Annotated in this window: 21 protein-coding genes; 13 read left to right on the plus strand and 8 right to left on the minus strand. The window is 57.6% G+C overall.

Annotated elements, in window-relative coordinates; translation table 11 throughout:
* Positions 1-31: 31 nt before the first annotated feature.
* The 3 genes from AC1DPR_RS06780 (at position 32) to AC1DPR_RS06790 (ending at position 3,182) form a co-directional block, all read left to right on the plus strand.
* A complete protein-coding gene (locus tag AC1DPR_RS06780; protein ID WP_477815987.1) occupies positions 32-514 on the plus strand; it encodes an Lrp/AsnC family transcriptional regulator in 483 nt (160 codons plus the stop codon).
* A 351-nt stretch (positions 515-865) separates the two neighbouring features.
* On the plus strand, positions 866-1,681 hold the full coding sequence (locus AC1DPR_RS06785) for a PDZ domain-containing protein (protein WP_477815988.1): 816 nt from the start codon (positions 866-868) through the stop codon (positions 1,679-1,681).
* Positions 1,682-2,009: 328 nt separating this feature from the next.
* Entirely contained in the window at positions 2,010-3,182 is a 1,173-nt protein-coding gene (locus AC1DPR_RS06790; RefSeq protein WP_477815989.1) for an adenylate/guanylate cyclase domain-containing protein, read from the plus strand.
* A gap of 64 nt (positions 3,183-3,246) precedes the next feature.
* Here the strand turns inward: AC1DPR_RS06790 and AC1DPR_RS06795 are convergent, their stop codons facing one another.
* Entirely contained in the window at positions 3,247-3,663 is a 417-nt protein-coding gene (locus AC1DPR_RS06795; protein ID WP_477815990.1) for a hypothetical protein, read from the minus strand.
* Between the two features lie 328 nt (positions 3,664-3,991).
* The gene (locus AC1DPR_RS06800; RefSeq protein ID WP_477815991.1) at positions 3,992-4,876 is read right to left on the minus strand and encodes a LysR family transcriptional regulator; all 885 of its coding nucleotides are present in this window, start codon (positions 4,874-4,876) and stop codon (positions 3,992-3,994) included.
* Between the two features lie 157 nt (positions 4,877-5,033).
* On the opposite strand from AC1DPR_RS06800, the gene AC1DPR_RS06805 reads away from it, so the two are divergent.
* The 4 genes from AC1DPR_RS06805 (at position 5,034) to pmtA (ending at position 8,229) form a co-directional block, all read left to right on the plus strand.
* On the plus strand, positions 5,034-5,861 hold the full coding sequence (locus tag AC1DPR_RS06805; RefSeq protein ID WP_477815992.1) for a DMT family transporter: 828 nt from the start codon (positions 5,034-5,036) through the stop codon (positions 5,859-5,861).
* Positions 5,862-6,255: 394 nt separating this feature from the next.
* Positions 6,256-6,609 (plus strand): hypothetical protein, encoded by a 354-nt coding sequence (locus AC1DPR_RS06810; protein ID WP_112645762.1) that lies wholly within the window; start codon positions 6,256-6,258, stop codon positions 6,607-6,609.
* Positions 6,610-7,105: 496 nt separating this feature from the next.
* Entirely contained in the window at positions 7,106-7,561 is a 456-nt protein-coding gene (panD, locus tag AC1DPR_RS06815; RefSeq protein ID WP_477815993.1) for an aspartate 1-decarboxylase, read from the plus strand.
* A 77-nt stretch (positions 7,562-7,638) separates the two neighbouring features.
* Entirely contained in the window at positions 7,639-8,229 is a 591-nt protein-coding gene (pmtA, locus tag AC1DPR_RS06820) for a phospholipid N-methyltransferase PmtA (RefSeq protein WP_477815994.1), read from the plus strand.
* A 94-nt stretch (positions 8,230-8,323) separates the two neighbouring features.
* Here pmtA and AC1DPR_RS06825 read toward each other — a convergent pair whose 3' ends face one another.
* Positions 8,324-8,656, minus strand: coding sequence for a DUF982 domain-containing protein (locus AC1DPR_RS06825; protein ID WP_018855690.1), 333 nt, complete (start codon positions 8,654-8,656; stop codon positions 8,324-8,326).
* A gap of 1,058 nt (positions 8,657-9,714) precedes the next feature.
* On the opposite strand from AC1DPR_RS06825, the gene AC1DPR_RS06830 reads away from it, so the two are divergent.
* Entirely contained in the window at positions 9,715-9,987 is a 273-nt protein-coding gene (locus AC1DPR_RS06830; RefSeq protein ID WP_112645770.1) for a hypothetical protein, read from the plus strand.
* Positions 9,988-10,364: 377 nt separating this feature from the next.
* Here AC1DPR_RS06830 and AC1DPR_RS06835 read toward each other — a convergent pair whose 3' ends face one another.
* On the minus strand, positions 10,365-10,901 hold the full coding sequence (locus AC1DPR_RS06835; protein WP_477815995.1) for an Lrp/AsnC family transcriptional regulator: 537 nt from the start codon (positions 10,899-10,901) through the stop codon (positions 10,365-10,367).
* 101 nt (positions 10,902-11,002) lie between these two features.
* On the opposite strand from AC1DPR_RS06835, the gene AC1DPR_RS06840 reads away from it, so the two are divergent.
* The 4 genes from AC1DPR_RS06840 to AC1DPR_RS06855 all read left to right on the plus strand — a co-directional run bounded on the left by AC1DPR_RS06840 (position 11,003) and on the right by AC1DPR_RS06855 (position 14,869).
* Positions 11,003-12,502, plus strand: coding sequence for an aminotransferase class V-fold PLP-dependent enzyme (locus tag AC1DPR_RS06840; protein ID WP_477815996.1), 1,500 nt, complete (start codon positions 11,003-11,005; stop codon positions 12,500-12,502).
* On the plus strand, positions 12,489-13,367 hold the full coding sequence (locus tag AC1DPR_RS06845; RefSeq protein ID WP_477815997.1) for an MBL fold metallo-hydrolase: 879 nt from the start codon (positions 12,489-12,491) through the stop codon (positions 13,365-13,367). Before AC1DPR_RS06840 ends, AC1DPR_RS06845 begins: the two co-directional genes overlap by 14 nt.
* Positions 13,336-14,154, plus strand: coding sequence for a sulfite exporter TauE/SafE family protein (locus AC1DPR_RS06850; RefSeq protein ID WP_477815998.1), 819 nt, complete (start codon positions 13,336-13,338; stop codon positions 14,152-14,154). The genes AC1DPR_RS06845 and AC1DPR_RS06850 overlap by 32 nt, the downstream gene beginning before the upstream one ends.
* Before the next feature lie 472 nt (positions 14,155-14,626).
* Positions 14,627-14,869, plus strand: a complete 243-nt coding sequence (locus AC1DPR_RS06855; RefSeq protein ID WP_018855696.1) for a DUF982 domain-containing protein — start codon at positions 14,627-14,629, stop codon at positions 14,867-14,869.
* Positions 14,870-15,011: 142 nt separating this feature from the next.
* Here the strand turns inward: AC1DPR_RS06855 and AC1DPR_RS06860 are convergent, their stop codons facing one another.
* Positions 15,012-15,500: an SRPBCC family protein gene (locus tag AC1DPR_RS06860; protein ID WP_018855697.1), complete on the minus strand. Its 489-nt coding sequence runs from the start codon at positions 15,498-15,500 to the stop codon at positions 15,012-15,014.
* On the minus strand, positions 15,500-15,835 hold the full coding sequence (locus AC1DPR_RS06865) for an ArsR/SmtB family transcription factor (RefSeq protein ID WP_025662250.1): 336 nt from the start codon (positions 15,833-15,835) through the stop codon (positions 15,500-15,502). Before AC1DPR_RS06865 ends, AC1DPR_RS06860 begins: the two co-directional genes overlap by 1 nt.
* 146 nt (positions 15,836-15,981) lie before the next feature.
* On the opposite strand from AC1DPR_RS06865, the gene AC1DPR_RS06870 reads away from it, so the two are divergent.
* Positions 15,982-16,623: a dihydrofolate reductase family protein gene (locus AC1DPR_RS06870; protein ID WP_477815999.1), complete on the plus strand. Its 642-nt coding sequence runs from the start codon at positions 15,982-15,984 to the stop codon at positions 16,621-16,623.
* A 159-nt stretch (positions 16,624-16,782) separates the two neighbouring features.
* On the opposite strand, the gene AC1DPR_RS06875 is transcribed toward AC1DPR_RS06870, so the two are convergent.
* On the minus strand, positions 16,783-17,778 hold the full coding sequence (locus AC1DPR_RS06875) for an Lnb N-terminal periplasmic domain-containing protein (protein ID WP_477816025.1): 996 nt from the start codon (positions 17,776-17,778) through the stop codon (positions 16,783-16,785).
* 388 nt (positions 17,779-18,166) lie between these two features.
* Positions 18,167-19,249 (minus strand): LacI family DNA-binding transcriptional regulator, encoded by a 1,083-nt coding sequence (locus tag AC1DPR_RS06880; protein WP_018855701.1) that lies wholly within the window; start codon positions 19,247-19,249, stop codon positions 18,167-18,169.
* Between the last annotated feature and the right edge of the window lie 207 nt (positions 19,250-19,456).

Genomic DNA, 19,456 nt, shown 5'->3' on the forward strand with positions numbered 1-19,456 from the left:
CAAGTTTGTTTCGTCGAGGGAGCGAAAAAGTATGGGTGCGCTGGCGCAGAAGATCATTTTGGATGACTTCGACCGCAAAATCCTCGCCCTCCTCCAGAGGGACAACCTCACGCCGCAGAGAATGATCGGCGAAGCGGTCAATCTGTCGGCTCCAGCCGTTCAGCGCCGGATCAAGAAGATGACGGAAGCCGGTGTGATCAAGGCAAATGTCGCGATCGTCGATCCCGCTGCGCTGGGGCATCTGATCACAATCTTCGTTGAAGTGGAGGTGATCAGCGAGACCGCGGAGCAAATAGAAAGCGCCAAGCGGGAATTCGCGGCGACCCCCGAAATCCAGCAGTGTTACTATGTCACCGGCGAAGCGGATTTTATCCTCCTCGTCGTCGTACCATCCATGAAGGAATATGAATCCCTGACCCGGCGGCTCTTTTTCGGAAACAATAACGTCAAACGTTTCCGGACGTTTGTCGCGATGGATCGCATCAAGGCTGGACTGGAAGTCCCGGTTCCGTAAATTCGGCTCAACTCGTGCATCGGGGATCAGGACAAGGAGGCAGTCGAGGTCGTCTCGCTCTTGGCTGTGGGCGGTCAACGGCGACCGCACCGTCTTGGGGGTGACCGCCCCTGGCGAAAACCTTGCGAACAGGGCGGACGGTGCAGCACGAGCTTCCGAAAGGCTAATTCGTCGCTCCAGTTGCAAAAGCTTGCCATCAAGTATTAAATTATTTTAATACATTACTTATTGGCAATGAAATTGTAATATACTTTTAATTTGAAAACATAATTGGCTGGCTTCATATCCTTGCCAAGCGTTGAGCTTCGCTGAGAGGCTTTACGCGGTGAATCAATTAATAGGACTGAAATCGTGACAAACATTGTCAATCGCCGCAGATCTGCGGCTCTTCTGGGCGCCGCCATTATGATCGGCGCGGCCTCCATTTCCCTCGAAACGTCATCTGCATTTGCCGCATCCGCCATTCCGGCCGATCAGGCAAAGGAGGTTGTCGCAAATTCTCAGAACGCCGGTTCCGTCGATCACGGCTACCTGGGTGTCCAGATCCAGCCGGTGACGCAGGAAGTTGCGGACGCGATCGATCTGGCAAATCCGGCTGGTGCGCTTGTTGCGAACGTCTCGAAAGACACGCCCGCCGCTCGCGCCGGTATCAAGCAGGGCGATGCGATTACGGCGGTTGGCGAAAAGTCGGTGTCGACACCGAAGGACCTGTCGCAGCTCGTTGCGGCTCTTACCCCTGGTGACAAGAAAACCGTTACGGTTTGGCGTTTTGGCAAGAGCGTCGACCTCACGGTCGAGATCGGCAGCAGCGATGACGGAACGGCTAAGCTTGCTGCTCCCAATGGCTCCGAACAGGCAATCCCAGCCGGTCCGCGGATTGGTGTCGCACTTGTCGACCTGACGCCGGAAGTTCGTGAGCGGCTGGACCTCTCACAGGACGTCCAAGGTGCCGTCGTTGCCAATGTATCGCCGGACAAACCGGCAGCGTCGGCGGGGCTGAAAGCCGGTGACGTCATTCTGTCGGTCAACGACAAGACAATCCAGAATGCCAGTGGAGCCAAGAACGCAGTTGCGGATGTTGCGAAGGCCAAGAAGAAGTCAGTGCTGCTGCTGATACAGCGCGGCAATAACACGACCTTCGTAGCCGTGCCGTTCACGACGGCTTAACCGGCAGACTGGGGCCGACGCGAAAGACGCGTCGGCCTTTTTGCTTTGGCCGACCGCGCAGCCATTCGCAAACCGCGCGACCCGCCAATCAATCTCGCGACGAGGCGCGCATCCCTATGAGGCGGCAGCAATAGGCGAGGAAACCTGGTTCTGGCCTTCCACGACTGTAACCAAGGGCCCGCAGGCGCGGAGAACTTTCGAAGGGTAGCTTCTACGACCGCCCGCCTCGTCGGAAAGCCTCCTTTTTTTTCTTTTGGATTTCGTTTGCCTTCTCGACCGGGCATCCAGTGCCAGCCTATGGTGGATGCGCGATGATGGAGGGTTTTTCGTGCAGGGTTTGCAGGAGCTGATCGACTGGATCATCGGGGAAGGCCTATCCAGCCGGAGCGTCGAGCAGATCATGGAGGGACTTGGGCCAAGATTGGTCGCTTTAGGTTATCGGATTGTCCGCGCCTCGATTGCAATGCCGTCCATCGACCCGATGCAGAAGGGATTTTCGGTCGCGTGGTCGCCACACTCGGTCATGTCCGTTGACATCCAAGGGCATGATGACGCGGGACAGGAGATGTTCGAGCGCTCGCCGATCTTCCATCTGCTGTCGAATAACCTTCTCTACGGCCGGTGGAGCCTGCCGGCGAACGAAACCAATAGCTTTCCGTTGTTCGACGAATTGGCACAGCTCGGCGCGACTGAGTACTTGATCAAGCTTGCGGAGTTTCCTGGAGAGACTGCCCTTGGTGGCGTGGGCTTCTCGATAGCAGTCGATGGACCCGGCGGATTTTCAGAACAACAAATCGCAGACGTCGAACGCTTGATGCCCGCGTTGGCACTGACTTGCTGCCGAGTTGCAACCACCCGCGTTGCGACCGACATGCTTGCCGTCTACACCGGCACGCGAACCAGTGGCCGCATTCTCAGCGGGCAGACCCGTCGGGGAGATGGCGCCTCGATATACGCAGCAATCCTGCTTGCCGATCTAAAGGACTTCACGTCCTTGAACGAGCGGTGGCCACCGGAGAGGATCGTCGGCTGGCTGAACGAACACTTCGAGGCGATTGCCGGGCCGGTGGAGGAGAATGGTGGCGAGATCCTCAAATTTATGGGTGATAGCCTGCTGGCGATTTTCCCTGCTGACATCGACGATCCCTCCGAGGCTTGTGGCCGTGCTTTGTCGTCGGCTCGGATGGCTGTGAAAGCCAATCAATTGCTGAATGCAAGGCGCAACGATGAAGAGGAACCGCAGCTGCTGGTCGATATCGCTCTGCACGTTGGCGAGGTTTTCTACGGCAACATCGGCGCCTCCCGTCGCCTCGATTTCACGGCGATCGGCCGCGCAGTCAACGAAGCGGCCCGGATCGAGAAAGTTGCAGATACGGTCGGCTACAGCCTTCTGGCATCAAGGCCATTCGCAGCACAGGTACCGAAAGGGTTTAGGAATGTTGGCTCGTTCGTGCTTAAGGGTGTAGCAGAGCCAGCGGACGTATACGCCTGGACGGGCTGATAGGCCTGACAGTTTATCGCCCATCTTCCGGGGTATGGCGATTGGCTTCCAAGTGAGAGCCACCCTAGATTGGCGGATGGATAACGTTCACACCAGGCCTGCCTTTGGGCCCGCTCAGTAGGCTGTCTGCTGTGGGTCGCCCTCCATTGGTCTGCTGAAGCACGAGTATCGCCTCACCGAAAACCTCCCGGCGCCGGAGTGTTCGAGCGTTTGTCGCGCGTGTCCTTTCCACCTCTGACATTTTGGTTGCGTCGGCTAGCGAAGCCTCGTTTTCCACCATGTCGATCAGCAGGTTGCGCATCACTCCGTTCTCTTCCCGCAGGCGGTGCAACTCGGCGCTTATTGGGGATGTCAACAGCTTACGCTCAATCGTTTCCTCAATTGCCTTTTCGACCAACCGGGTCTTTGCGGCGTAGAAACGTCCGACGAAGTATGTGCTGGTTAAAACGCAAAAGGCGAGGACGAGAGTTAGGTATAGCATCGTCAGGCTCCAATCATCACTTTGAGATTGTGATTTTGAACGCCGTTTTCAATAAGGCGTGGCAATCGCCGGGAGGCAATCGGTGCTCTGACCTGCGGTGACCGGGTGGTCACCGTCATCACAAAACTTGCCCCGGAAACGACCATGTCTCACACGCTTCATGAGGCTTTGGTCAACAGGCAAGCGGGTCCATCATGTCATGGCTATCGATGGTCCCTCGATCAAGTTGTGGTTAAACAATCCAGCCCCATCGGAAAAAGCCGCCATCGAGCCACAGCACCTCTCGGGTGCGTCGTCCCGGCGCCATGCTGCCAACGGACAAGGAAAATCAAGGCTGGAAATTCAACACTTGAAGGACCTCGCTGTGCATAGCGTCGACCGCCGCAGAGCGCTTAGAGTCTTTGCTGCGAACCAAGGCTACCTCCATTTTAGGCAGCTCCGGCAGACCATGGCGAGTATCCAGTAACTTCAAATGACTGGGAACGCTGGATCGTGCGAGCGCGGCAACGGCCAAACCTGCCTCTACTACCGCCAACTGCCCCGTTAGGTTATGTGAACTATAGACGACACGGTAGTCACGCCCAAGCGCCGCGATGCCTGCCAAAACTTCGCCACGGAAGCGGTTTCCCAGTTCGTGCAAAGCCAAGGGCAGCGGGTTTTTCCGCCACGCCTCATGCTGGTCTGACGCAACCCACACCAAGGGTTCGTAGAAAAGGAATATGCCGCGATTTGGCTCCCCTCGGGTCGCCATATCGCGTGTCACGAGTGCCAAATCCAAATCACCACGGTCGATCCTTGGCAACAGCGAACTCGACGGTTCGCAAACGACTGATATTTCTACTTCGGCGAAACGGTTGGCGAAGGTCCGCAAAATTTGCGCGAAGTAACTCGCGACGTAGTCGTCAGGGACACCGACGGCGACCTTCCCAGAAACCGCTGATCCGCGCATCGCGATCTGGGCGCGGCCGTGCAATTCGATAAGTTGTCGCGCGTAAGCGAGTAAATCGAAGCCGGGAGGCGTCAGAGACAGGTGGCGTGGGCCCCGGTTTAGCAAGGAACTCCCTACGCATTCCTCAAGCTTCTTGAGTTGCATACTGACTGCCGACTGGGAACGGGAAACCTGACGGGATGCTGCCGTGATGGAGCCCGTGTCGACAACTGCCACGAAGGTTCTAAGCCAATCAATCTGGAGATCGTTCATCTCACCGGCCATTCGATTATCGAATGATCCGTGTAACAGATATTCGCTTTTCTGGACATCGATCCAGCGCCATTATTTTCCGATGAACACACGGGGTCTCACATCACTTGCAACATCTGCCGGTTTGACCGTCCCGGGTGACGCGCGGGAACGCCAGGGCACGATCCTTATGGTACTCGGCGGGCTGATCCTTGGGACGGTCGGCATCTTCGTGCTCCAGGCAAACCAAGACCCGCTCACTACGGTAGCATTTCGATGCTTTTTTGGGTTTCTTGCTCTGCTTTCGTGGGGCGCGTTGAGTGGGCGGTTGGCTGAAATCAGGCTGCAGGCACGGGACCTACTCGGCGCTGTCGCGACGGGCGTTCTGATGATTATTAGCTGGGCGCTCCATTTCGCCGCGATTCCACGTACGTCAATCGGCGTTTCCACTGTCGTATTCCACATCCAGCCATTCTGGACGATGGCGCTCGGTGTGTGGCTTCTTCGGGAAAAGGTGTCCCGAAAGCAGGTAGGCGCGGCGCTCTTGGCATTCGCGGGATTGGTGCTGACGACCGACGTGATGGGTACGGGCGCGCGGCATCAAGAGTATTTCTATGGTTTGCTGATGAGCCTGTCGGGCTCGTTTGTCTACGCCTGGGTTCCATTGCTGACGAAGGTGATGAGATCCGTAAGTTCATTTGCCCTCGCTTGGTGGCAGTGTCTAGTTGGCGCTGTCCTTACATTTTGGTGGCCAATTCTACACGGGTGGCCCAGCCATTGGGACACAATTGCCTGGCTAGCAGGGCTGGGTGCGATCCATACGGGTCTTGCCTATGTCGTAATGTTTGCCGGGTTTGCTCGCCTAAGCACCGGTCGAACCGCCGCACTGCAGTTTGTATATCCCATGACGGCTTTTGTGATCGATTGGAAGATTTACGGCCATTCGCTTTCACTCGTTCAAATGTCCGGACTTGCTTTGATGGCCATTGCAATCTGGTCTGTCAAAAGCAGCCGCTAGGTCGAGAGGTCGGTTGGAGCTTGCATCGTTTCGACATCGGGATGCGGCGGAGCGGTGATCACGGCCCACAGCGGGCAGGAGAGGGTAGTTGCGATCACACGCAGCGAATACTCCGCTCGTCTCATAGAGCCTGCGTTCGGAATCGCCCCACTCGGACCGGAACTCATGCTGGAATACCCGCCGCTCTCCACCGCGAACGAGCAGATGCTGCCGGAAGCCCTTTCTCTGTTCGTCGACCGCTTAGAGGGTGGCGAAAACCTCGGGGTGGAACAAGCTTTTACCGCCCGGCGGGTCCAACCGGATCCCGAAGCTCTTGCACACAGGGTACGGGAATTGTTCGTTCTCCATCTTGGGCGTAAAATGCGATGTTCTGAACGATCGGGGGGAGGGTCAGATGACCGCGTCGTCGTTCACAATGATAGCTGCAACCATCCTCATCGGTGCAACGTCGAGTATTTCTTCCGACGCGCACGACGCCGAATCCGGCTGGACCTACCCTCCAGCTTGCTGCAGGGGGCGTGGCCAGGGTGGCGACTGCGATGCTATTCCGCGCGAACGCGTTCGAAAGATGCGCGGTGGCTTCTCAATTATCCTGCATCCGGGCGACCACTTCCTCGCCAAACGACCACACACGTTTTTCGTGCCCTACGGCGACGAGTTGCCTTCGGGAGACGGGGAGTTTCATGTCTGTCTTCACCCTAACGAAGATTACCTCAACTGCTTCTTCGCACCACCCCAGAGCATCTAGCAAAGCGCACCTCTGCTTGCTGAGGGAGGGCACCCGAGCCTCATGGTGGTCGGGTGCCTTCATCCTTCGACACCTCGAAGAACAAATCCTTCAAGAGCCTCTGGATGCCTTCTTTGGCCTTCCCTGAATTTGCGATAGGTGGATCCATAGTGGCGGCCCAGTTACGCGGGATCTTGCACATGTCTCGATGAGGGCGTGAGGCGAGGTCAACGATCAACGCTCGCTCGAACGGAAAGTGTTTCGAGTTGCTGAACGGCAAGCAAACTGGCGCCCGCCGACTAGGCGCGTTGGCATGCGCAATAATTGCCCAACCGTACCCAAACGACATATTCTGGCCTGTTAACGACGCCTCCAATCCGATAGCACCCACTTAATTAGCTGGCTGGAAGTTATTTCTTGAGTCTCTGACGCGAGCCTCCAATTTCCGACGGCTGCTTTACAGTGCCGGACTGCCGACAGCGGTCGGAGCGGGCAAGACCGATAGCGAGGGCGCAAAATGCGAAAATTGGTGGCCGGGAAGCTCCATGGGATCCATGTGACTGAGGCAAATCTCAATTACCACGGATCGATCACACTCGACCCCGCTCACTGCGAAGAGGCCGGGATCCTTCCGATGGAGTTTGTTGAAATCTGGAACAAGAACTCCGGCGCCCGCATCTCCACATACGTCATTCTGGGTGTGCGCGGATCCAGATGCTGTGTCCTAAACGGTGCCGCCGCCCGCACATGCCAGCCTGGGGACCAGATTATCATCTGCAATTCGATCTATCTCGCCGAGCACAAGATCACGGAACTCAAGCCAAAGGTTCTCACTTTTGACGCCCAAAACAACGTCGTCGACAGACTGACCTACTCGGTATCGTGCGACGAAGACAATCATTACCGGTTCGAAATTCTTGACGACGACGCGAAGCCCCTCTCCGTGCCACTGCTCGTGTCCGGCGCCTCATAAAGATTTTCACAAGCGCATTTTGGCCTCGCAGCTGACAGCTTGTGATGAGGCTTCGTAACGAATGAAGGGACAGTTCAATGAGTATGCGGGAGCGTGTCGGACTTAAGTTCAGGGATGAAATTGCTTTCTTAAAGGGCTGGAAACGTGATCGAACTTCTGTCGGTGCAATTGCGCCGACCTCCACCGTGACAGCTCGAAAGATGGCTAGCGTTGTGCATCCCGGTTCTGGGCTACCCGTACTTGAACTCGGTCCAGGCACAGGCGTGATTACCAAAGCAATTCTGGGACGCGGTATCGCACCACAAAACCTTACCTCCATCGAGTACTCGCCAGAGTTCTGTCAGCATCTGCGAAGTCTTTTCCCACAGGTCGATATTCGATGCGGCGACGCTTTTGCACTCGACCTAACGCTGGGTGGGAAACGAGCCGCCAAGTTTGATTGCGTCATCTCCGCGATCCCGCTTTTGCACCTGCCTGCGGATCGGAGGCTAGCACTCGTCCTCGATCTGTTGGAACGCGTTCCCGTCGGGAGACCGGTTGTTCAAATAACCTACGGCCTATTGTCTCCGGTCGTGGCACTTCCCGCCGGCTACGAGGTGCGCCATTTGGCGTTCATGGTACGAAATATTCCTCCGGCCCAGCTTTGGATTTACCGGAAGATTCCGTAGGCTTATGGCGTTGTCCGGCGGTTTATGACCTGCAGCGGTAGCGTGCACAGAGCAACGGACTGTACCGTCGGGGCTAGCCCGATCTTGGTCAGACTTATGCGGAATGAACCCCTTTCACTAACGAAGCGCCTCCTTCCACAATTGAAGACTGCTCGTCGCAGATTGGTGGCACGACGGCGATGACCGGAATATTTGCTTCTGCGGCAGCACGAATCAACGCGATCCGTGCCTCGTTCACCGAGCAGGTGCCAAGGTGCGCATCCAGGCAAATTTTCGCAGCCGTCAGGTATTCCTCGCCATCAAAGGAGGGCCAGGCGGCAATAAGAACTTCAGCCATTTGCCGAAGCGAACGGATCTGCCTGTATTTTTGTTGACCATGGAACACGAGGAACAGTGGAGCGAAATTATCGGATTTGTGCCAGTTCATTACACCCAGCCTCCCAACCGCAACTTATATTAGAGACCATGCAATTTCTGTTCCGGGAGGCCCGGGAGCGGCATATAAGATCCGAGAGGAGCAAAAGATCGACGTCACCATGTAACCCGGCTTTTGCGGTATGCGCGGCTCGACGCTAGTCTAGTCATCTACTTTCCTCCTTAAGAGATCGGAAGGTCCCAAAGCGCTTCCCCACCGTTGCATCGACAAATGGATAGTCGAGGCGGCACCAGCAAGATGGCTGGCGGCTAGAAGCAAATCTCTGGCAGCAAGAAGCAAAAGTTGAAGACGCGCCAATCCAGCTCCTGGTTCCGTCCTCTGGCGCTTTGTTCAGAACTGCAAATTCGCGCTCCAGACCGCGATTGGCAAGGAGGCCCAGCATATGGTTGTGAGCCAACTCGATGAAAGCGGCGGTCACCTCTTCAAGATTCCATCCTTGCCAGGATCGCGGCGTCGGACAGGCCGAAAACGCAGCTTCCATGTGCTCCTGACAATGCCGGAAACGGTCTGGATTGCCTTCGGAAGATCGGGGCACCTCTCTTCGCGAAGAGAGTGGAGTCGGTCAGCTTGCCGTCAAGATTGCGGTAGCGGGTTGGTCTCTCCAATGGAGACACCAACGGCATCGGACAGCAGCCTCTTCCGTGGCGAGCATAGAGAAAGGCTGGTATTATCTGACCTTGTCGTTGCGGGGTCGGGAGGACAGTGCGTTGAAAGATCCGAAATCGAAGGACCTTGGCGAACCGGGCGACGATCCTGCCTATCGCCCGATCGGATTTAGGGCGATAGCCGCCGCGTTCAGCGTTCGCCGACCATCCGCGTCGTCTCGGCAGGATATCGAAGTCCCCTCGGCTGGATCCTTCCTGCCATCTGGATTTCATTCGCCACCAGACGACTGATCCTGCGTGTGGCTTTCATCACGAACTCGGTGACGTGGAACTCGTCATCCCACCGCCACCAATTCACACCAAAGCAAAAACAGGGCACAGTAACTTTGCGCGATGGAGCGCGGCCCCTGATCCGGCCGCCGTCGTCGTCGCAGGGAGGATGCCATGCCGACGATTATTGGCTATCACAACATCACTAAGGGCGCGAAACACTGGCTCACCTCACGAAAGCGCGAGGAGTTTTTTGGTCCGCTCGGGGTTACCAACATCCGAACGTTTGTTGATCCTCAGGATCCCACTCGCGTGGCGTTGATGATGGACGTTGCGGATATGGATGGCTTGCAGGCGGCGATGCAGAGCAAGGCCGCCGCCGATGCGATGGCCTTCGACGGGGTGGTGCCGGAGTCTCTGGTGATCCTCGTCGAATCGAAGGGGTAATCGCTTTCCCGGAACAGGCTCTCCTTGCGTGCCTGTTCAACTTCGCTCACCGCCGGACGTCCAACCGACGGCTGGCGGACGCCGCCCTTCTGGCAACGCCTTGTCCCTAGCCGCGGCGGGCGAGACGACCCAGGGTGTGCGACTGAGTTTGGCGAGACCTGGGACGGGCCCGGCGGGGAGGTTGGACGGCACCCTCCTGCCGCTTTCTGCAAGGCGGTCGGCGTCGAAGGAGAAGCAGGTTGAGCGGGCGTCGCTGCCTTGCACCCCCAAAATGGAATTCCCTTGCGGTCGAGAATGTTGATCGTTTTCTTCCTCCACGGGGATGTTTGCGGTGAGAAAGCACCACCGGCGGAAGAAGTCAGTCCGTTGCTGAGGCACTAGAGGCGGTCACGCGTCGGGGTCGCTTTCGGCGGGGTGGACCCCTGGGCCTTGGAGGTCAGTTTTCTCAACTCGACCGGCCGATTGTTGATGATCGCTTCCATGGAAAAGAAGCCTGTCACTGTTGCAAGGTCGAAGTTCGTGATCAGTTTCTGATAAAATGCGTCGTAGCCGGACATGCCTTTGGTGATGACCTTGATCAGATAGTCCCAATCCCCGCCGATCCGATAAAAGTCGATCACCTCCGGCAGGCCCTCGACATGCGCGCGGAATCCTTCGCTCCATTCCTTCGAATGGTGACGCGTCCGGATCATCACGAAAACAGTCAGATCTAACCCCAGCGCCTGGAGATCGATATCGCAGTGTGCGCCTTTGATCAGGCCGATGGAATGAAGGCGTTGCAGTCGCCGCCAGCAGGCATTTTGAGACAGGCCGATCTTCTCCGCGAGATCGCGCTGCGAGAGATTGGCATCGTGCTGCATCGCACTCAGTATCTTCATATCAAAATCATCAATTTTTGTCGATTCTTCGTTCATTTGATATGTCTTTTACAGAAACTAGCGAAAATTAGGTGACTTCTTTGAGCCTGAAGGAGGATACGATCGGTGTCAACGCCCCGAGGCGAAGGAGAACGATCGTGGACTTTGCACAACCTGCGGCGCGACAGACCGAATCCCCAATTTCCAGATTTCGCCGAAGTTTGAAACGCGATCGCCTCGTGGACAACCTCCGGGAAGGACTGGTCGGATCGCATGCGACGATCGACGGGCCGTACGGGGCGAAGGAGCTGGTCTACGCAGACTACGTTGCATCCGGTCGCGCGCTCCACCAAATCGAGCGTTTCATCCTGGAAGACATCCTTCCCTACTATGCCAACAGTCACACGGAGGCTTCCTACTGCGGAGGGTTCATGACCCGTATGCGCCGGGAAGCACGCGCGATGATCGGGGAATTCTGCGGGGCGAGTGAACAACATGCGGTAATTTTCACGGGCTCAGGCGCGACGTCTGGCATCAATCGCCTCGTCAAGCTCTATGGCATTGCCGAGGCGGTTTCGGCTGGTAAGCACGTTCGCATTGTTGTCGGCCCTTACGAGCATCACTCCAACATCCTGCCCTGGCGGGAAAGTGGTGCGGAGGTTGTCGAGATCGCCGAGACTCCATCGGGCGGACCTGACCTGTCGCTGCTGACAGATGCGCTCAAGCACGGTAACGCCGATTTGGTGGTGTGCACGCTGTCTGCTGCATCAAACATCACCGGCATCACCAGCAACGTCGCGGCGATTACTGCGATGGTCAAGGCTGCTGGCGCAAAGATGATTTGGGACTATGCGGGAGCCGGTCCCTATGTGCCGATTTCCATGTCCCCTGCCGCCGATGCGGAAATCGACGCGATCGTTGTTTCGCCGCACAAGTTCATCGGGGGCCCAGGTGCCTCCGGAATCATGATCCTTCGGCGCGACGGGCTTTCGACGAAGAAACCGACCTGGCCGGGTGGTGGCACGGTGAAGTTCGTCTCGCCGCAGACGCATGATTATAGCGACAGTCTCGAATCGCGCGAAGAAGCCGGTACACCGAATGTGGTCGGTGATATCCGTGCGGCCCTCGCATTCATCGTCAAGGATGCGATCGGGGCTGAAAAGATGACGATGCGCAATCGCGAGCTTGCACGACGTGCACTCCAAGCCTGGAAGGACGTCCCGCAACTGGAGTTGCTCGGTCTGTCCAATGCCGACCGGCTGCCGATCTTTTCCTTCAGAGTGAGGAACGGGAAGGGCGGCTACGTCCACCAGCAACTGGTGACGCGAATGCTCAGTGACCGCTTCGGAATCCAGGCGCGCGGTGGCTGCGCTTGTGCCGGGCCCTATGTCCACCGACTGCTGTCGATCGATGAACAGCAAAGCGAGGAGATCAGACAGGCCATTCTCTCGGGAGATGAACTAAAGAAGCCCGGCTTTGTCCGGCTGAACTTTAGTGTGCTGCTACCAGACGAGAAGGTGCAGTTCATTCTCGATTCAGTGGCAACAATCGCAACTGACGCGACGACCTTCGAAAAGGATTACGACGTCGATCCGAGCCGTGCGATCTTCTTTGCGCGTGGAGCAGCACCAGAGGGCAGCCCCCATGCAAAAACCTGAGGTCGCCGGATTTTACGACCCGCGCACTGGCAGTATCCAGTATGTCGTCTCGTGCCCCAAAACGCGAAACTGCGCCATCATCGACCCGGTGCTGGATTTCGATGAGAAGTCCGGCACGACCGCTTCGATCAATGCGACCATCATCCTCGATTACATCGCGGGCAACGACCTGAAGCTCGAGTGGATCTTGGACACGCATCCTCATGCGGACCACTTTTCGGCAGCCAGTTATCTCAAGGCAAAAACCGGAGCGCCGACGGCGATCGGTGAGCATGTGACCGCAGTGCAGCAGATCTGGAAAGATATCTACAACTGGGATGATTTCGCATGCGACGGTTCGCAATGGGATCGGCTCTTTCGTGATGGTGACACATTCAACATCGGCGAGCTCGAGGTCCGCGTCATGCATTCGCCCGGCCATACCCTGGCGTCGATTACCTACGTCGTGGGCGACGCAGCCTTCATCCATGATACACTGTTCATGCCCGATAGCGGCTCAGCCCGCGCTGATTTTCCGGGCGGCAGCGCAGCCAGCCTGTGGCAGTCAATCCAGGACATCCTGAGCCTGCCGGAGGAGACACGCCTGTTCACCGGCCATGACTACATGCCCCAAGGACGTCAGGCACTTTGGGAAAGCTCGGTTGCAGATCAGCGTAGGAAGAACCCGCATGTCGCCGGCCAATCGCGAAGTGACTTCATCGGCTTGCGGGAAGCCCGCGACAGGATCCTGCCCATGCCGAAGCTTATCTTGCACGCGCTGCAGGTGAATATACGGGGAGGGGAACTGCCTCCGATCGAGGAGAACGGCCGTCGTTATCTTAAAATTCCCCTCGATGCATTGTCCGGATCGGCGTGGGGCGCGTAACAACGTGGATGGCAGTCTCCTGCAACTTATGCTTGCTCTCAGCTCAGGATCATTGATCGGCTGTATTCTCGGTTTGATCGGGGGAGGCGGATCAATCCTCGCCACGCCGCTGCTGGTGTATGTTGTCGGAATGCGCGATGTGCACACCGCGATTGGCACAGGGGCTCTCGCTGTTTCGGCCAATGCGTATCTCAACCTGGCCGGCCATGCGGTGAAGGGTCATGTCTGGTGGCGATGCGCCTTGATCTTTGCGATCGCCGGATGTCTCGGTGCCTACCTGGGTTCGAGTCTTGGGAAACTCATCGACGGCCAAAACCTGCTCTTCATGTTTGGCCTCCTTATGATGCTCGTCAGTTTCATGATGCGAAGAACGAGGAGCCGAGCGGATGTCACAGCGCAGTCGCTGACGATACGGACACACGGGAAAACAAGCCTGATCGCGCTTTTTGCCGGCGGATGTTCCGGACTTTTTGGGATAGGGGGCGGTTTCCTTATTGTGCCCGGTCTCCTCGTCGCAACGGGAATGCCTCTCATAAACGCGATTGGAACCTCGCTGCTCGCGGTCGGCACTTTCGGATTGGCGACGGCCGTGAACTATGCCGCGTCGGGTTTTGTCGATTGGCTTACTGCGGGCTATTTCATTCTAGGTGGCATCGGTGGCGGTATCATCGGCACGATTGCCGCCACGCGACTGGCGAACTACAGGAACATCCTCGCGCAGGTCTTCAGGTGGGTGATATTTTGCGTCAGTCTGTATGTTCTCTGGCGAAGCTACGCGGCATTCTAGCAACGAACAACCAAGTCATGACGACAGTTGAATGCAAAGGCGGCAACGCCGGATGACTGCTCACGGGCCAGAAGCTCACTCTGGACGGGCGCGAGAACTTGCTACCTGACACGCGCCAAGGCGTCCTTCCCGCAGCGCCATTCCGACAACCGACGCGTGGGCAGTTTCCGGTGGCAGCAGACGATCCACCGCCTATCAACAGGATAACCACAGCCTAACCAATTCAACAGGCAGGAGACTCTCTCCTTTTGGGCCACTGCTACCTGGACCACGTAGGGAGAAGACCGGGAACAGGTTAGTATCTGCTGATCATTGGATGGGGCTGGGTAGCACACGAGGCGTGGGCGGTCGGCGACACTTCTCGTCGGCTGTCCGCGCCCTCGCGGCAGCATCTCGTGACCGCTCCAGGGGTCACGGAACTCTTCCACGAATTGCACGTTTGCCCGTCGCTAGAGCCAGTAGGGAGATCGTCATGTCAATCGTCAAGTGGGAGAAGCCCGTTCAAATCTCGGTGGGCTCGCGAGGTAGCGAATTCGTATCGAGCGCCTTCGATGCCGTCCTGTTTCTGAAAGATAGCTGGGAGGACTGTGAAACGCTGTCCTTCCTGCAGGCGCGAAATGCCTGCCGGGGCGCCCTTGCCGGTCGCGTCGACGCCGAAGTAGCGCGTGCAAAGTTTCTGGAAGCAGTAACCGCGGCCAAGATGCGCGTGCACTAGCCAAGGATTGACGTGAGGGAATCTCCCGTCAAACAGGCCCTCCATGGCTGATTTCCTTCCGGGCCAATTGCGGTCATTGTCTCCGGGCAAGGCTTGTAGCAGCCTCAGTCAATGGTGACCTAGGGACTGATAGGCCAAACGCTCAGCGATCGAGCCAGGCTGCCAGGCCATCCAGGGTTTGCAGTCCGTATTCGACTGCGCCAAACCCGATGACGATCCGACGCCGTACGGGGCTGGGGTGGAGCTGGCGCAAGGTCAGCACGGTTTTGCCGTCGGCCTGCTCATCGAAAGTCACCGTGACGCGGAAGCGGTCGGGGTCGTCCGGGTCGGGTGTGCCATAGTCCATCACGATCCGCTCGTTCGGCACGATTTCCAGAAAGCGCATCAGATTCGGGAAGCGCTGCTCCTGGCCCTCGAACACGCCCACCATGTCGAACCGCCAGAGCCCACCCTCACGGATATCGGCCTCATGGCTCTCGATCCTAAGGCCGGCCGGACCGTACCATTCGGCAAGCGCCGTGGGGTCCATCCAGGCGGCAAAGACCTTGTCACGCGAGTGATTGAGCAGCTTCACCAGCACAATTTCTCGATCAAGCGACCAGGTGTCAAACAGGGTTGCCATGGTCTTCATCAATCATCCTCTCCCGCTTTGTCCAGGTAGACCTCCAGACGATCCAACCGCTCGGTCCAGCGCCTGCGCTCCGCTATCATCCAGTCCGCCGCCTCGTCGAAGCGCGCCTGTACCAACCGGCACCAGCGGCTGCGCCCGCGCTTCTCGCTGGCGATCAGTCCGCAATCTTCCAGTACCTTGAGATGCTGGGCGAAGGAGGGCAGCGCCATGTCGAACGGCTCGGCCAGAACGCTGACCGGCACCTCGCCGTCAGCCAGCCGTGATACGACCGCGCGACGGGTCGGATCGCTGAGAGCGTGAAAGGCAAGGTCGAGTGGGGTCGAATGATAGGGCATGCGAATTGTTAAGACGCATTGGAATGGCGGTCAAGGACAATAAGGCACTTGCCTTAGTGTAATGATCAATTATAAAGGCATCTGCCTTAGTGTCGATGCCCTGGCTTGGGGCGGCTAGGGCGCAACCACTCGCAAGGAGAGCTCCCATGGCAGTTCGTGTCGATCTCATGATCTCGCTCGATGGTTTCGCGACCACGACGGATCAAACGCCCGAAGTCCCGTTCGGGGAGGACTGGCCGCGCCTGGTCGGCGCATATGTGGCAACGCGAACTTTCCGCGAGCGCGTGCTCAAGGATACCAGCGGAGCCGGGACCACCGGGGTCGATGACGACTACGCGAAGGAATATTTCGCCAATGTGGGCGCCGAGATCATGGGCGCCGGCATGTTCGGGCTCCACAACTTCCCCGACGATCCGAACTGGCGTGGCTGGTGGGGCGAGGAGCCGCCCTTCCGAGTTCCGGTCTTCGTTCTCACCCACAAGCCTCGCCCCTCCATAGAGATGGCTGGCGGTACCACTTTCCATTTCCTCAATACCGATCCGGTTGATGCGCTCCAGCAGGCTGTTGCGGCGGCCCGCGGCAAGGATGTGCGGATCGGCGGTGGGCCGACTGTTGTTCGTGACTTTCTGAGAGCAGGTTTTGTCGATCGCCTTCATGTTGCAATTGCGCCGATCCTGCTCGGTCGCGGCGTACGCTTATGGGACGAGCTGCGCGGTCTGGAGACTGGCTACGACGTCAAAGCTGAAACGGCGCCGAGCGGAACCATACATCTTACCTTCCAACGCTGACCGCTAGCCTGTAACTTGGGAGGTCACAGCCTCAAGCATTCTTCCAAGCCAGGAGTGTTGTCTCGCTGGCCAACCTGCGTCACCGCGACGTGAAGCTCTTCCTCCTTCCGAGGTTTCGGCAGCTTCCAGGCGCGATCGAAGCAATGGCACGTCTCTCGCTTATTGCGGATCCGCCGGCGGTGGCGAAGGTACGCCGACGCGTATCGACTTTGAGAAGTGCGGCGACAATGCGTCGACCCGCGCCCGCTGGTCAATATGAGCGGCGGTCCTGAGTTCAGCGAGTGACGCTTCCATATCCAACGCCCCATGATCGTAGGCGTAGTCCGGGAGATAGCCATTGACGATGAGACGCCAGTCGAAGGGAACGGTGCCTCCAACCACGCGCATCATCTTGACGACCGTCGTCGTGCAATTGCTCGTAAGCGAGTTGTAGAAAGCCGGCGTCGCGGCTAGGGCATTGGCGTCGGCAACATACTCGCGCAGGAGCGCACGTGCCTGTTCGGGGGATGCTTTCAGGCGGTAGATTTGCACATCTTCGCGACGGACGTTCGAACGGACGCCCACAACATCCCGCTCGTCTGCTGCGATGATCACCAGGGGATTGCTCTTGAACAAATCGGCGACGGGCGAGAATGCACCTCCAACCCGGCGACGGACTTCGATCGACCACGCAAGCTGCTCGCCACCTTCAAAACCAAAGCTAAAAATCACGTGGGCAATCTCTGGCCCGGCCCAATAGGACATGAACAGGTCGATCGTCCGAAGCTTGCTCATGTCGTAGGTGCGCGTCGTCCATCGCTCGAGGAAGTCAGTGCTGCCATGCCACTCGAAATCCCGCACATTTGTCAGTGTCAGCAGGTCGCCGTTGAATTCGCCTGTGACCTGTCGAGCGACATCGGGTGCCCAGGATGCATTCTTGAGGGGCTTGATCGTATGCCACCAGACCAGGACAAGTGCGAACGTCGCTGCGAATATGACGACGGCTTTGAAACGCCACGGGCCAAACAATCTCGTGATTGTGAACAACCCAAAAAGAGCGAATAGCCCGGCGGCAAAGCCTCTGGCCAACTCCGAAACGGGAAGGCGATACCACAATGCAAGTGATGCCCATGTAACGGCTATCGCTATGAGGATTGCGAGTAGAACAGCGAGAATCGCCCACCCTGAACGACGCAATTTACTCTCCTCCCGTTTCAATTGGTGCAGAAAATCTCGCTGCAGCACACTAGCCGGCGAGATCAACAAGACGCCACAAAGAGCTTATTGCGACCGCAATTTCGTACCGGTCTTACCACATGCTACGGTATCCGTTTGTTCAAATGCTTTCTGTTATGGGCACCGTGCGAGACGTTGCATCGCCTGGTAGCAAGGTCGTTCATCTCAGTGCATTAGCCCCCATGGCGGCAATTGTCGCGAGCCAGCCAGGCCCATGTCTGCTTTCCTCGAACGGCGGCTTCGCACCAAACGTGGCCTTTGAAGGCGGCACCCGTCCGCAAAGCGTGGCGAATTCTCACCTCCTACGGATTCGAGACGTTTCACCACGTCATCGACGCGCGAGGTCATGTACCGCAATCGGATCCTTCAAAGCGTCGAGCGGCCCTTCCAACGCAGTTCGCGGCGGAACCAACTGTGGCTCGATCATCACGAGCTGTGGGTTCGTGTCCTGCTCTTCTAAAAGCTCGAAGCCTCTTTCGAGCATATCAGCTGTGTTCGGCCTGATCATATAGACCGGAAACGGCAAAAATGAACCAAACGGGTCATAGTCGAAACATCCGACCACGATATCTTCGAATGCTACCCCGTCGTGGCGGCTCATGAAGCGCAGCAACCCCTCGAAATTTATGGACGAGTTAATGAAGAAGCAGCGCGGCAGCCTGCCATGGCGTTCGAAGAACCGCTCGAAGGCAAGCTGTGTCATGCCCGGCGAGTATCCCGTGGTCTCGATATCACCCTCGGTATCCACTCCAAAAATAGATCGCTTCACCGCATGAAAGCCCAGGATGCGATCGCGGCTGGCATGGTCGTCGCGGCCGCCAAACATGAATACGTCCTCAGCGCCGAGTGGCCCCATTCCTTCAGCGTGGCGGATAATTGCCGAGGTCAGCGCTTCCGCACCTCGTCGGTTGTCCGAGATCACCGACGATGCGTACTTGCCGGGAAGGTCGATATTCACGTGCGGCAATCCCGCACGGGCGCACACCTGATGGACGCCGTCCGGATCAGTGGCGCCTGCGATAAACAGCGAATCAATCGAATACGCGATCAACGACTCTACGGTGCGCCGTTCTTCCTCAGGATCGCGCCGGCCGGAGACGACCACCGGCAGTAGTCCGCGCTTGCGTGCCTGTGCCTCGAAGGTCTGAGCCATCGAGGAAAAGAAGCGGGTGTCGTAAACAGGCAAGAGCAGTCCGGCCAGTCCCGAGCGGGAACTTCTCAACGCCCGAGCCTGGCGATTGGCGGTGTAGCGATGCGCTTTTGCTAGCGACAGGATCTTTTCGGCTGTTTCTTCCGATATCCGCCGCTTCCGCCACGTGCCATTGAGGACGGAGGCTACAGTCGAGGCGGTTACGCCCGAGATCACCGAAAGATCGTAAATTGTTGCTTTCTTTTGCTCTTTTTCCGTCATTCGCAGACTCCTCCACCGCTCCGTTTCTCTAGATCAATGGTCCTCTTGACGAAAGTCCGTTCCGTGTTAATGTTATTGCACCATCGATGGTGCTCAATTGCAAGAGCGATTGTGCACGATGGCAAGTCACTTAGAGGAGGTGACAGGGAGGAGGTTCCGATGGTCGGAGCCGAAACGTTCAACGCGGGAACGCTACCGTTCCTGTGA

This window comes from Rhizobium sp. 01T417 (genome assembly GCF_056398905.1).

Excerpts from the sequence above, each read along its gene's own strand:
- AC1DPR_RS06780 (WP_477815987.1), top strand. The coding sequence starts at position 32 with ATGGGTGCGCTGGCGCAGAAGATCATTTTGGATGACTTCGACCGCAAA.
- AC1DPR_RS06870 (WP_477815999.1), top strand. The coding sequence starts at position 15,982 with ATGGCAGTTCGTGTCGATCTCATGATCTCGCTCGATGGTTTCGCGACC.
- AC1DPR_RS06800 (WP_477815991.1), bottom strand. The coding sequence starts at position 4,876 with ATGGCCGGTGAGATGAACGATCTCCAGATTGATTGGCTTAGAACCTTC.
- AC1DPR_RS06805 (WP_477815992.1), top strand. The coding sequence starts at position 5,034 with ATGGTACTCGGCGGGCTGATCCTTGGGACGGTCGGCATCTTCGTGCTC.
- AC1DPR_RS06865 (WP_025662250.1), bottom strand. The coding sequence starts at position 15,835 with ATGCCCTATCATTCGACCCCACTCGACCTTGCCTTTCACGCTCTCAGC.
- AC1DPR_RS06795 (WP_477815990.1), bottom strand. The coding sequence starts at position 3,663 with ATGCTATACCTAACTCTCGTCCTCGCCTTTTGCGTTTTAACCAGCACA.
- AC1DPR_RS06855 (WP_018855696.1), top strand. The coding sequence starts at position 14,627 with ATGTCAATCGTCAAGTGGGAGAAGCCCGTTCAAATCTCGGTGGGCTCG.
- AC1DPR_RS06830 (WP_112645770.1), top strand. The coding sequence starts at position 9,715 with ATGCCGACGATTATTGGCTATCACAACATCACTAAGGGCGCGAAACAC.
- pmtA (WP_477815994.1), top strand. The coding sequence starts at position 7,639 with ATGAGTATGCGGGAGCGTGTCGGACTTAAGTTCAGGGATGAAATTGCT.
- AC1DPR_RS06825 (WP_018855690.1), bottom strand. The coding sequence starts at position 8,656 with ATGAACTGGCACAAATCCGATAATTTCGCTCCACTGTTCCTCGTGTTC.
- AC1DPR_RS06850 (WP_477815998.1), top strand. The coding sequence starts at position 13,336 with ATGCATTGTCCGGATCGGCGTGGGGCGCGTAACAACGTGGATGGCAGT.
- AC1DPR_RS06835 (WP_477815995.1), bottom strand. The coding sequence starts at position 10,901 with ATGAACGAAGAATCGACAAAAATTGATGATTTTGATATGAAGATACTG.
- AC1DPR_RS06845 (WP_477815997.1), top strand. The coding sequence starts at position 12,489 with ATGCAAAAACCTGAGGTCGCCGGATTTTACGACCCGCGCACTGGCAGT.
- AC1DPR_RS06860 (WP_018855697.1), bottom strand. The coding sequence starts at position 15,500 with ATGAAGACCATGGCAACCCTGTTTGACACCTGGTCGCTTGATCGAGAA.
- AC1DPR_RS06810 (WP_112645762.1), top strand. The coding sequence starts at position 6,256 with ATGACCGCGTCGTCGTTCACAATGATAGCTGCAACCATCCTCATCGGT.
- AC1DPR_RS06880 (WP_018855701.1), bottom strand. The coding sequence starts at position 19,249 with ATGACGGAAAAAGAGCAAAAGAAAGCAACAATTTACGATCTTTCGGTG.
- panD (WP_477815993.1), top strand. The coding sequence starts at position 7,106 with ATGCGAAAATTGGTGGCCGGGAAGCTCCATGGGATCCATGTGACTGAG.